Here is a 12,436-nt window from a genome sequence, read left to right on the forward strand (position 1 = left end):
CGCCGAAGCCGCAGGACAACGGGTGTTCACCCGCGGTACGAGTACTCCTCGATCGCCTGGAACTTCGCCAGATTGTGCCGCGCGTCGGCCAGGGCGTCGTGAGCATCGTCGGGAACCGACGGCAGCTCGGGACTGCCGCGATCCTCCCAATGTTGACGCAGCTCACGAGTGAACCGCGGCAACGAACGCGGCAACTCGGTCATCGAGCCCCACAGCTGACAGAGGGCCACGTGGTCGTACGCCGCCACCCACGCCCACAATTCGACCTCGGCACCGTAATGCGGAACGAGAAATTCCAGCAGTTCGTCTCGGATTCGGGACCGGCTCATCCACAGCGGCGACGAGTACGGTGGCAGCTTGGGAAGCACGTTGCGTCGAACCCAGCGGCCGGCGCGCTCGGGGTCGAACTCGGAGGACACCGCATAGAACTCGCGACCGTCCTCCGACACCACACCGATCGAGACCAACTCGATTGTGCGACCATCCTCGATGAACTCTGTGTCGTAGAAGTAGCGCACGCGGCTCACCCTAGCGCGTCCCCGACACGTCCCCCACGTACCGGTAGCCCCGATCCGAAGAGCCCTGAAAGGGAACGCCAGTGACTTCGCCCGACTCCAACCGTCCGGTCGCCGAAGCATCGGAGCCGGCCGCGCCGACGCGACGCCGGTGGCCGAGTTGGGCGGTGACGTCGAGCAGGGTCCTCGTTCTGATCGGTGCCGTCGTCGGTGTGCTGTTCCATCTCAACGGCTTTCCGGGGCTGCGGACGATCGGTGAGCATTACCGTCTCGATCTGGACGTGTATCGACTGGGCGGGCAGGTGTTCGCCGAGGGCGGGGATCTCTACGGTCAGCTGCCACCGATCGCGACCGGTACGACGCTGCCGTTCACCTATCCCCCGATCGCCGCGGCGATCTTCAGCCCGCTGTCGTCGGTGTCGCTGTACGCCGCCTCGATCGCGGTCACCGTGCTGTCCATGCTCTTGCTGCTGGTGACCGTCGTGGTGACCCTCACCTCGCTCGGACTGCGTCCCCGCACGCTCGTGTGGTGGTCTGCCGGAGCTGTGTTCGCCGTGGCCGTGCTGCTCCTCGAGCCGGTCACCTCGACGCTGAACTACGGACAGATCAACATCGTGTTGATGGCGTTCGTTGCACTGGACTGCTTGCCGAAGAAGACGCCGTGGCCCCGAGGTGTGCTGATCGGTCTCGTGGCCGCCGTCAAGCTCACCCCCGCAGTGTTCGTACTGTTCTTCTTGTTGCGCAAGGACTTTCGCGCAGCAGTGGTGTCGGTACTGAGTTTTGCGGTGTTCACCGCGATCGGCTTCGCGCTGACGTGGTCGGACTCGGTGAAGTACTGGACCGAGACGATCGTCGATTCCGACCGAATCGGCGGCCCGGCCTACCCGCCCAATCAGTCGATCACCGGAGTGCTCGCGCGGCTCGGGTTGGACGAACTACCCCGGTCGATCCTGTGGCTCGCGTTGTCGGTGGTGGTGCTCGCCATCGCGGCGGTGGCGATGCGAAAGGCGTTCGCCGCAGGCGAGACTGCGCTCGCGCTGACGATCAACGCCATGTTCGGACTGCTGGTGTCGCCGGTCTCCTGGTCACACCACTGGGTGTGGGCCATCCCGTTCGTCGTCGTGCTCGCCGTACTGGGCTACCGCCGCCGCAGTGCGCTGCTGGCGACTCTGGTGGCCGTCGGGCTGGCGTTGATGCTCTACCCGCCGCACTGGAAGCTCGGCGAGGGTCGATGGAGCGGGCTGGGCTGGCCGCTCGTCGATCAGTTCGCTGCCTCGGGCTACGTGTGGTGGGCGCTCGCCTCGATCGTCGCCACGGCCGCGATCACGTGGTCCGAGCGAACGAACGCGACAGTCGGTACACGCGCCGCGCAGTGATCGCGACGCGGGCCGAACAGGATCAGCTGGCCTTGGAATCCGGGATACGCTGCGCGGTCGGAGCCGACTCCGCCTCGGGTGCAGCCTTTTTCAGAGATGCGGCGTACACGTCCACGTACTCCTGACCGGAGAGCAACATCAGGTCGTACATCACCTCGTCGGTGACGGCACGCTCGACGAAACGATTGCCTGCCATGCCCTCGAAGCGAGAGAAGTCGATGGGCTTTCCGATCCGGATGGTGACCTTCGCCGGACGCCACACGCGCGAACCGATCGGGTTCATCTTCTCGGTACCGATCATCGCGACCGGGATCACCTGAACTCCGGTCTGCAATGCCAGACGCGCCATCCCGGTCTTGCCCTTGTACAGCCGCGCGTCGGGTGACCGCGTGCCCTCGGGGTAGATGCCGAGAACCTTGCCTGCTTCGATCACGCGTACGCCTGCGTTGAGCGCGTCCTGTGCCGCGTCGGCTCCGGTGCGATCGATCGGCACCTGCCCGACCGCGGTGAAGAACCATTTCTGGAACGCGCCCTTGAGCCCCGGTCCGGTGAAGTACTCGCTCTTGGCGAGGAAGGTGATGCGGCGAGGCGTCTTGAGCGGGAGGTAGAACGAATCGAGAACGGCCTTGTGGTTGCTGGCCAGAATGACCGGACCCTCCGTCGGGATGTTCTCCGCACCCTCGATCGTGGGCCGACCCAGGGCGATGAGAAGGGGGCCGACGAAAATGTACTTAACCAGCCAGTACCACATTGACATGCTCCCTGATGATGGTCCGGAATTCGTTTGGTGCCGCCTCGCCCTGAAGCGAATCGACTGCGGCCGTGCGTCCTCGAACCGTGCCGCGTAGTGAACTGTACCCACGGTTTATGACACCAGCCACATCATCGCCGACACGGGGACAGAGGTCACAGGAAGTGAGCGAAGAACAGTCAGCGGACCCCGGTGACGAACTGCGCCCGGGCCAACTCCGCGGCCCCGATCATGCCTGCTGCCTCACCGAGTTGAGTACTGCGAATTCGGGCCAGCGGTCGGTGCCCCGCACCGGTCACCAGCTCCGCGTACTTGTCGGTCGCGCGCGCCAGGAACTGACTCGACGACGTCGCCACTCCACCGGCCAACACGATCAGATCCGGGTCGTACACGTCGCTGACCATCGAGAGCCCGACGCCGAGCCACTGGGCGAAGTCTTCCATGGTGCGGCGGGCGATCGAGTCACCCTCGTGCGCAGCACTGGCGATCCGGCGGCCGGTCAACGAACCCGGGTCGAGGAACACCTCACGTGCCAGGGTCGTCGAGGACGCCGGGTCCGCCGCCAGCAACTCGACCGCGGTGTCCACCAGAGCAGTACCGCTGCAGTACCGCTCCCAACAACCGCGCTTGCCGCAGGGACAGGCCCGGCCGTCCGGCACGACCTGGATGTGACCGAGTTCCGGTGCCACGCCGTGGCTACCCCGATAGATCCTGCCGTCGATCAGCAGCGCCGCACCGATGCCGGTACCGATAGCAACCATCACCACGTTGCGGCCACCGGACGCGGCACCGAAGCGATACTCGGCCCATGCCGCCGAATTGGCGTCGTGCTCGAGCAACACCGGCAGACCGATGCGCATGCTCATTTCCGTCGCCACCGGAGTGTTCACCCACGGCAGATGCGGGGCGAAGAGAACCGTCGTGCGGTCGGAGTCGATGAACCCGGCGACGGCGAGCCCGACTGCCGCGATGTCGTGTCGCCCGGCCAGCTCCTGCACGGCCCGATCCAGACCGCGTTCGAGCGCGCGAGCAGTGTGCGGGGTGGGAGCGGCCGTCGAGTCGAGCACCTGACCGTCCTCGTCGACGACGGACGCGCGCAGGCTGGTCCCGCCCACGTCGATGCCGACCGTCAGTCGCTGGTGGTGCCGCTTCATTCGTTCATGCCTTCCTCGGCCGCCCCCCACGCGGCCTGCACCCGAGTCGCGTCGATCACGGACGCTCCTGCTCGTCCGAACGCGAATTCTTCACTCGAACGGTAATCGGAACGAACGACGCGGGGCGGTCGTCCTGTGATTTCGTGTCCATCGACACGTCCGCGACCTCTGCCGGGTCCGAGGGGGCACCGGCACTGCCGGGCCCGGGTTCGGCCGCGGTTCCGGGCGACGACGGGGCGGGCGGAGCCTGCGTTGCGGAGTGCGTGGCCCCGGAGGTCGTGTGATCGGCGAGCAACTGACGCAACAGCGCGATCACCACGGCGCTCTCGGAGGCCACGAGTTCGACGAGATCGTGGCGCTCCCCGCGCACCAGCGCCGCGAGTGCGCAGACCGGGCACCAACTGCATCCCTGTTGGTCACGATCCTGCTGTGTCTCGGCGACGCGACGCAGGATGGGCTCCAGTCGCGTCAACACGGTCTCGGCCAGGGCCAGCAGGTCCGCCCCCAGCTCGGAATGGTCCGAGTTCATCGACACACCCCGGCCGTCGGGGTTGTAGGAGTCACAGTGGCCACACGTCGGGGTTCGGACGGAAACGCACCACCAGGCACGGTCCGTCGAGTTCGGCGGAGTCCGCGACGCACCGACGCAGCACCGACGCCAGTCTGATGCGCCGTCGCCTCCCGTCGGCACTCACTATCAAGTCGTCCTCCACTCGCCCCAGGCCCAAGGTCGTCGAATCCACCACCGGCAGAAGCATTCTCATCGCGTACACGGATTCGAGTCCGCGACCCGACTCGAGCACAACCGAAGGCTGCTCACCCCAGCCCGGCGCGCGCCGTTCGAGGGAGTCCGGTTCGAGGCGATCGGCCACATCTTGCAAGGGTCCCAACCCTACCGGTTCGCCGGGAGCGTGCTCCACCTCCACGATCGGCACCGTGCCGATGCGTCGGCGCAGCTCGGCGACTGCGTCTTGCTGCGCCGCCCGCCACCTCTCGAACCAGAACACGGCCGGATGAGCGCCCACCAGACCGATCGACGACGCGTTGAGCTTCGGCAGGATTCGGTTGACCAGAACACGATCGATTCTGATTCCGAGCAGAGCAGCTGCCGACAGTGTTCGTTCCGCGTCGACGACCGAAAGTTGTTCGGCGGTGACGACCACGGTCGCGCCCGTTCGGGCGGAGTCGGTGATCAGGGACCGTACGGAGTCGACCTGCGCGAGGATTCGCTCGATCATCGCCACCACGAGGGTCAGACGTACATCGGAACCGGTGCCGGCGACCATCCGTGCGTGCAGAGGCCAGATCCGCTCGACGTACGCGGCGATGGTGTCGGGCAACTGCAGCATGCGTAGGGCATCCGCCGATGCGGGCAGGTCGACTATTACTGTGTCCCAGCGATTCTCGTCGGCAAGACGGCCGATCTCGTGCATTCCGAGCAACTCTTCGACTCCGGGGAGACCGAGCAGCTCCTCCGGTTCGATCGCCCCGAAGCTCACCCCGTGTTCGTGTCCGGCGGACGCCACGGCCATCAGCGAGCCGAGCCCCCGGTACCGCGCTTCGAGCAACGCCAACGTGTCGATCTCGACGATGTCCAGGCCGGGCGCGATCGAACGAACACCGGACGGGTCCTCGGCCTCGGCGTCCCCCGCGAACGCGTCGGCCAGCGAGTGCGCCTGGTCGACGGAGGCGATCAGCACCCGCTCACCGGCCTGGGCGAGTCGCAGCCCCGACGCAGCCGCCAGCGTCGTCTTACCCGCGCCACCTTTGCCGAGAAACAGCAACACCGTGGTGCGGGCTTCGGTGCGAGCTTCGCTCAGCCTTCGACCCGCTTCTTCAATTCCTTGAGCGCAGTGTCGGTGATGACCTTTTCTGCCTTGCGCTTGAACAGACCGATCATCGGAATGTTCAGGTCCACGGTGAGCTCGTACGTCACGTCGGTGCCGCTACCCGACTCGCGCAACGTGTACGAGCCGTTCTGGGATTTCTGCATCTCGCCCGAGACGAGGTTCCAGGAGACCGAATTGCCGTCGGCTGCCCAGTCGTACTCGAGCTCGTAGGTGTCTTTCACCATCCCTGCGTCGAGCACGAACTTGACGCGCTTGCCACGACCGTCCTTGCCGACTTCGAGGACCTCGACGGACTTCGCGGCCGACACCCACGTGGGGTACGCGTCGAAATCGGCGATGACGTCCATGACCCGGCTCGGTGGGGCTTCGACGACGATCGACCTCTGGGTTTTCTCCGCCATGACTACTCGTCCGCTTCCTCTCGGGTACTTCGATCAGCTCGGCTCGCTTCTGCACCGCCGAACTCGCGCAGGCCTATCTCACACGATCGATCCGCCGACGCACAACGCGAACCGGCCGACCGTACCGCGCGGTTCATTCTCGAGCCGGAGTCGACGCTACGTGGTGGGGTGCCTCACCTGCAGACCGACCGGCCTCGAGCTCTCGTTTGAGCTCGAACGTCATCGCTCGTCCGGCCACCCGCCGAGTGTGCTGGTGCGCCGCCACGTCGACGTCCGCGGCAGGTTCGGCATGCAGGAAGTAATGCACGATCACACCGTCGAGCGCAGGCTCGAGCCACAGTTCCATCGTTCCGACGACCCCGCCGCGCACTGCCCAGCGGATCCCCTTCTCACCCCGGTCCTCGGTGATGGTCAGGTTCAGATCCGGCCACCATCGACGCCACCGCTCGGGCGACGCGAACGCCTGCGCCACCCGCTCACCGGGGGCGGCCACGAATGTCTGATCCGCAACTTGAATACTGCTCATCGACAGAGCTTCACATATCGGGTCCGGGGCAATGCGCGTCCCCTCTCTTCAGGCTCGTTCCTGCAGCCTTCTTTCGAGGCGCATTTCGACGCCGTGAGCCCGGGTCTAGAGTATCTGTGAAGCCGAGCTATCGACTTTCGTTCTCCCCGTTCTATCCGGAGGTAATCCCGTGCGCGAGTTCACCGTCGCCGCAAAATACGCCATCGCGGACACCGACTCGGCTGTCGATACCGTCTTCGCTCGCGCCCGCACCTCGCCGGACGCGGTCGTGTTCCGCCGCTTGTCGGACGGGCAGTGGATCGACGTCACCGCTGCCGAGTTCGAGCGCCTGGTGGTCGGGGTGGCGCGGGGTCTGATCGCCGCGGGCATCGCGCAGGGCGATCGGGTCGCACTGATGTCGTCGACGCGTTTCGAGTGGTCGGTTCTCGACTACGCGATCTGGGCCGCGGGCGGCGTGACGGTACCGATCTACGAGACGTCCTCGGCCGGGCAGGTGGAGTGGATTCTCGAAGACGCCGAGCCGGTCCTGCTGATCCTCGAGAACGACGCGCACGTGCAGGAGACGAAGTCCGTTGTGGCAGCTGCCCCGTCGGTCCGGCAGACGTTCGTCATCGCGAACTCGGCAGGCACCGACGCAGTGCAGGCACTGATCGACGGCGGGACCGGGATCACCGAAGACGAGGTGCACCAACGGGTTTCGACACTCGCCTCGTCGGACCCGGCAACCCTCATCTACACCTCGGGAACCACGGGTCGCCCCAAGGGCGTCCAGCTGACCCACGCCAACCTGCTCGCCGAATCACTCGGCATTCGTGAGACGTCGCTGAAATCACTGATGAGGCAGGGCCGCAGCACGCTGATGTTCCTTCCGTTGGCGCACGTACTGGCACGCGCGGTGTCCATCGCCTCGTTCGACGCCGGGGTCACCCTCGGGCACACCAGCGACATCCCCAACCTCGTTGCGACGTTCGGCACGTTCCAGCCGGACTTCATCCTCTCGGTACCGCGAGTGTTCGAGAAGGTCTTCAACACCGCCAAGCAGAAGGCGCACGCCGACGGCAAGGGAAAGATCTTCGACCTCGCCACCGAATGCGCAGTGGCGTGGAGCGAGGCACAGGACACCGGCGGACCGGGAATGGTGTTGCGCGCCAAGCACACCGTGTTCGACAAGTTGGTCTACGGCAAACTGCGGGCAGCGCTCGGCGGCAAGTGCGAACTCGCCATCTCCGGCGGCGCGCCTCTCGGTTCCCGTCTCGGCCACTTCTACCGGGGCATCGGCGTGACGATCTACGAGGGCTACGGGCTGACCGAAACCACCGCGGCGTTCGCGGTCAACACCATCGGATTCCAACGCGTGGGCAGCGTCGGGCGTCCACTGCCCGGCAACACGGTGCGCATCGCCGAGGACGGCGAGATCCAACTCCGCGGACCGGTCGTGTTCGACGGCTACTGGCGCAACGAGGACGCGACCGCCGAGTCGCTGGACGACGGCTGGTTCCGCACCGGCGATCTCGGTTCCGTGGACGAGGACGGCTACATCACGATCTCGGGGCGCAAGAAGGAATTGATCGTCACCGCAGGCGGCAAGAACGTTTCACCGGCCGGACTGGAAGACCAGCTGCGGGCGGGCGCGTTGATCAGCCAGGCAGTCGTCGTGGGCGATCAGAAGCCCTTCATCGGCGCGCTCATCACCCTCGATCCGGACGCGTTCGATCGCTGGAAGTCCTCCCACGGCAAGGCCGCCGACGCCACCGCAGCGGATCTGCAGACCGATCCCGAACTGGTCGCGGAGATCGACGCCGCCGTCGCCGACGCGAACAGGTCCGTCTCGCATGCAGAGTCCATCAAGAAGTATCGACTACTCCCCCACGACTTCTCGGAGGAGAGCGGCGAGCTGACTCCCACGATGAAGCTCAAGCGCAACGTCATCACCGCGGCCTACGCCGACGAGATCGAGGCGATCTACGCCCGTTGAGCCGTACTGCCTAGATCAACGAACGCAGCTTTTCCGTCAGTACGTCCCAGCGCCATTCCGCGTCGACCCATGCGCGGCCGGCGTTGCCCATCTGCGTGGCCAGCGTGCGATCGGACAGGATCTTCACGATCGCGTCGGTGATGTCCGAGACCGACGTCCCGTCGACGACGAGGCCGGTCTTGTTGTGCTGCACCGCTTCCGGCGCTCCCCCGGACATGCCTGCGACAACGGGTACTCCGCAGGAAGACGCCTCGAGGTAGACGATGCCGAGACCTTCGACATCGAGACCGGCGCCTCGGGTTCGGCTCGGCATCGCGAACACGTCGGCGATGGTGTGGTGGGCGGCGAGCTCCGCCGACGGCACGGTGCCGGTGAACACCACGTGCTGCTCCATGCCGGTGGATCGAACGAGCTCGCGCAAAGTCTTCTCGTACGGCCCGCCGCCGACGATCACCAGAACCGCACCGTCGACGGCCCGGCGGATCCCCGGGAGCGCCCGGACCAGGAAATCCTGACCCTTGCGCGGAACGAGCCGGGACAGGCACAGAACGGTCGGGCGATCACCGAGGCCGTAGCGCGCGCGCAGTTCCGCTCGTGCAGCGTCGTCGGGCACGAAGCGATCGGTATCGACACCGGGCGGCAGGTGCTCGAGCGCTGCGGTCCGACCGAACGCCGAGCTGAAGCGCCCCCGGGTGTACTTGCTGACGTAGGTCACCACGTCGGTGTTCTCGCCGATCGTGCGCAGAGTCGCCCGCCCGCCCGGCACCATCGACCAACCGACCTCGTGACCGTGCGTACTCGCCACGATGCGCTCGGCCCCGGCCTTGCGCAGGTGCGACGACATCACGGCCAGCGGAGCCGACGCACCGAACCACACCGAATCGCAGTCTCGGGACTTCAGGATTCGAGCTGCCCGACGCGCGACGAGCGGAGTGGGCAACATCAGAGTCGTCGGATGCCGGATCACCTCGAACGGCTGCCTGGCGTCGAATTTCTCGTGCGAGTCGCCGCGCCATCGAGGTGCGTAGACCACCAGCTCGTCGGCCGGCAGCTGCGAGGCAAAGCTGTGCAGATAGGACTGGATTCCACCCGGGCGAGGCGGAAAGTCGTTCGTCACGAGCAGAGTACGACGCATGGCGTCAACCGTAGCGCCCCGTCTCAGCGGGCCTGGCGAGCCACCCAGTCGCCCCACGAGGCCACGAACTGTGCGCGGTCCGACCCCAGCACCGACGCGAAGGCAGAATCGGTGGAGCTCTCGGACGCAAGAGCTTCGTACAGCGAGCGCAGGGTCGACTCCCCGAACCGATCGGCCACGAATGCGAACACCGACCACGCCGATTCGTAGGCCACACTCGACCGGGCACCACCGGCCCCGAAGTCCTCGTTCTTCGGCAGCACCGTCGGCGGCCCACCCGCCGCCACGATCGCCGCGAGCGTGGGCGCAAGTTGCCCGAAGTCGGCACCCGAATCTCGGTACCCGGAATAGTCGGCGAACCCCTCCGACACCCACAACTCCGTACCGTCGGACGTCCGCGCCCGCGCCGCCACATGAGTCAACTCGTGTCGCAGAACCGAGCGAACGGTGAACGCAGTCAACCGCGTCGCCGCGTCCGGACCGAACACCACCCGCTGACCCGTCGGCCGGGAGCCGTCCCCCGCAACCGCGTCGGACACCGTCACCGCGGCCACATCGGTGGACGGATCGGATCCCGTCAGCTCGGCGAACTCCTCCGCGGAGGATGCGACGAAGACCAGCCCGTCGCGCGCCCAGTCGTCGCCCCAGAAGTCGGTGACGGCCGCGGTTGCCGACGGAAGTTCGGCCGCGAGGCTCTCGACGAACTGCTCGCGGTCCGGATGGCCCATGACCACCGATGTCCCGGCTGCGGTGGGCACCGAGCGCACGGTCAGAGGGCCGAAATCCCACGGCCCACGCCAGGTGTGGCGTCGGTACTCGGTCAGGTCCGCGTCGTCGACCAGCCGCCACCGACCGTCCCGCTCGGCCACGACCAGTGAGACCGGCCGCCGCGTCGGCGATGCGTCCGGACCGGTGACCGCGTAACGCAGATACACCGAGGGTGCCCACACATCGGTTGAATCGAGCGCCGCGGCGATCGGCGGCGGCACCGGGGTCTCGGGGTCGTCACCCAGGTCGTAGCCGAACTCGGCGAAGGGGACGCCCGGTACCACTGCCGCCCGACGCATCTGTGCTTCCACGAAGTCGGGGTCGGCCTGCGGATCCATCAACTCGCGCAGTGCATCGAGATCTCCGGAGCGAACCGCCCGCGCCCACTGGTCGAGGAGGACGGTCACATCGGCGCGGCGCTGCTGATCGTAGGTCGGCGGGGCCTGAGCGACTGTCACGTCTGCGGTCCCGGCACTGGGCTTGCCGTCGAATCGGTGAATCAGGACGACCGAGACGGCCACGATTGCGACGACCACGACCGCCGTCCAACGAAGCCATGACGATCGGAGGAGAACCTGCAACCCGGATGGCCGGTTCGAGGCGTTCATGCCGCCGTCAGTCGATCGTCGAGACACACCCTCAGTATCGACGCGCCCCGTAGTACGGGAACGAAGCCATCGACTGCACCTTCACGGGAACACCGAAGGTGGAGGCATGCAGCACGTTGCCGTTTCCGGCATAGATGCCGACGTGTGAGATGTCCGGATAGAACAGGACGACGTCACCCGGCTGCAGATCCTTCTGATCCACCGGAGTTCCGCCTGCCGCCTGCGCCTGACTCGACCGCGGCAACGTCTTGCCCACCTGCTTGTACGCCCACACGACCAACCCTGAGCAGTCGAAGCCGTCCGGGCCGGTTGCGCCCCACACGTACGGCTTGCCGATCTGCGTCAGGCCGGCCTGCAGCGCACTGGCACCCGATCCCGGCGTCAGGTTCTGCAGAATCGTGGCGGGGTCGAATCCGTCGGGCAGCGCCGAACCGGCCAGAGCCAGTTGCTCCGAGGACGAGAGCGCACTGTAGGCGGCCATGACCTCGGCTATCTGCCCCTGCAGCTCACTCTGCTTGGCCTGGAGGTCGTCGCTGACGGCCTTGGCTTGTTCCGCGGCGACGCGAGCCTGCTCGGCGGCCGTCGTTGCGGCCTGCTCGGCAGTCTCGGCATCCGAGCTCGCCTGCTTGAAACGAGCAACCTGGTCGGCGGTCTCCGCAGAGATCACGTCCAGCGCCGACATCTGGTCGAGCAACTGCTGTGGCGAGTCGCTGACCATGACGGCGAACAGTCGGTTGGTCCGCGCGCCCTGATAGTTGACGTTGGCGACCTTGTCCATGGCCGGTTTGAGCTGCTCCAACTGAGCCTGCGCTGCGTCCACCGCGGCACGGCTCTGGTCTACGACGACCTGCGCGTCGAGTTGCTGCTGGTTCTTGGCGTCGAGATCGATCTGAGCATTGTGCAGAGATTCGGTGGTCTGCTCGGACTGGCGAGAAAGCTCGGCGAGCTCGGTCTGCGCGTCGGACGCCGAACCGAATCCCGGCTGCGCGGTCGCCGTCGTCGTCGGCACCACGGCGATGCATGCGGTCAGTGCAACAGCAACCAGCGAGTTACGGGCAGTACGCAACGCTCGGGTAGATCTCGATATCGCCACGGAAAGCGACTCTCCGTCCTCACAGATGTCACCTCGACCGAGGCAACGGTTGGAAAAGTAGACCGAAAACGAACCATACCCATGCTCTTACGGGCGCGGACGTGAACACGGTCCGAAATCGACGGGGGTTCGAGGTGACAGGTCACAAAATAAACATCGACCAGGTCTCGATCAGATTACGAACTGGATGCTTCCCTGTCCACCGGACCGGCGTGTCGCGCGGTCCGTGTCCGGATACGCCGACAGGGCCGAGCCGATGAACGGCTCGACCCTGTCGGTCGATC

The 12,436-nt window shown here is 66.3% G+C and carries 12 protein-coding genes; 2 read left to right on the forward strand and 10 right to left on the reverse strand.

From position 1 onward, the window contains the following. Positions 1 to 26 precede the first annotated feature (26 nt). On the reverse strand, positions 27 to 518 hold the full coding sequence (locus tag CH302_RS15895) for a polyadenylate-specific 3'-exoribonuclease AS (RefSeq protein WP_027497365.1): 492 nt from the start codon (positions 516 to 518) through the stop codon (positions 27 to 29). A gap of 80 nt (positions 519 to 598) precedes the next feature. On the opposite strand from CH302_RS15895, the gene CH302_RS15900 reads away from it, so the two are divergent. Then, positions 599 to 1,891, forward strand: coding sequence for a glycosyltransferase 87 family protein (locus CH302_RS15900; RefSeq protein ID WP_052047842.1), 1,293 nt, complete (start codon positions 599 to 601; stop codon positions 1,889 to 1,891). A gap of 22 nt (positions 1,892 to 1,913) precedes the next feature. Here CH302_RS15900 and CH302_RS15905 read toward each other — a convergent pair whose 3' ends face one another. From CH302_RS15905 to CH302_RS15930, 6 genes are all read right to left on the reverse strand, one after another. Next, the gene (locus CH302_RS15905) at positions 1,914 to 2,642 is read right to left on the reverse strand and encodes a lysophospholipid acyltransferase family protein (protein WP_037192839.1); all 729 of its coding nucleotides are present in this window, start codon (positions 2,640 to 2,642) and stop codon (positions 1,914 to 1,916) included. 179 nt (positions 2,643 to 2,821) lie between these two features. Beyond that, entirely contained in the window at positions 2,822 to 3,796 is a 975-nt protein-coding gene (locus CH302_RS15910) for an ROK family protein (RefSeq protein ID WP_037192841.1), read from the reverse strand. Between the two features lie 55 nt (positions 3,797 to 3,851). Then, positions 3,852 to 4,325 carry a hypothetical protein gene (locus tag CH302_RS15915; RefSeq protein ID WP_037192843.1) on the reverse strand — a complete coding sequence of 158 codons (474 nt, stop codon included), beginning with the start codon at positions 4,323 to 4,325 and terminating at the stop codon, positions 3,852 to 3,854. Positions 4,326 to 4,356: 31 nt separating this feature from the next. Further along, the gene (locus tag CH302_RS15920; RefSeq protein WP_037192846.1) at positions 4,357 to 5,583 is read right to left on the reverse strand and encodes an ArsA family ATPase; all 1,227 of its coding nucleotides are present in this window, start codon (positions 5,581 to 5,583) and stop codon (positions 4,357 to 4,359) included. A gap of 29 nt (positions 5,584 to 5,612) precedes the next feature. After that, a complete protein-coding gene (locus tag CH302_RS15925) occupies positions 5,613 to 6,047 on the reverse strand; it encodes an SRPBCC family protein (protein WP_037192848.1) in 435 nt (144 codons plus the stop codon). A 133-nt stretch (positions 6,048 to 6,180) separates the two neighbouring features. Beyond that, complete coding sequence (locus CH302_RS15930; protein ID WP_037192852.1) at positions 6,181 to 6,573, reverse strand: hypothetical protein; 393 nt, start codon at positions 6,571 to 6,573, stop codon at positions 6,181 to 6,183. A gap of 169 nt (positions 6,574 to 6,742) precedes the next feature. Here CH302_RS15930 and CH302_RS15935 point away from each other — a divergent pair, with 169 nt between their 5' ends. Next, entirely contained in the window at positions 6,743 to 8,548 is a 1,806-nt protein-coding gene (locus CH302_RS15935) for an AMP-dependent synthetase/ligase (RefSeq protein ID WP_037192854.1), read from the forward strand. A gap of 10 nt (positions 8,549 to 8,558) precedes the next feature. Here CH302_RS15935 and CH302_RS15940 read toward each other — a convergent pair whose 3' ends face one another. From CH302_RS15940 to CH302_RS15950, 3 genes are all read right to left on the reverse strand, one after another. Then, a complete protein-coding gene (locus CH302_RS15940; protein ID WP_037192856.1) occupies positions 8,559 to 9,683 on the reverse strand; it encodes a glycosyltransferase family 4 protein in 1,125 nt (374 codons plus the stop codon). 23 nt (positions 9,684 to 9,706) lie between these two features. Then, positions 9,707 to 10,987: a hypothetical protein gene (locus tag CH302_RS15945; RefSeq protein WP_230596339.1), complete on the reverse strand. Its 1,281-nt coding sequence runs from the start codon at positions 10,985 to 10,987 to the stop codon at positions 9,707 to 9,709. 103 nt (positions 10,988 to 11,090) lie between these two features. Further along, the gene (locus CH302_RS15950) at positions 11,091 to 12,152 is read right to left on the reverse strand and encodes a C40 family peptidase (protein ID WP_037192859.1); all 1,062 of its coding nucleotides are present in this window, start codon (positions 12,150 to 12,152) and stop codon (positions 11,091 to 11,093) included. Positions 12,153 to 12,436: the final 284 nt, after the last annotated feature.

The organism is Rhodococcus sp. 15-2388-1-1a (assembly GCF_002259145.1).
GTDB lineage: Bacteria > Actinomycetota > Actinomycetes > Mycobacteriales > Mycobacteriaceae > Rhodococcoides.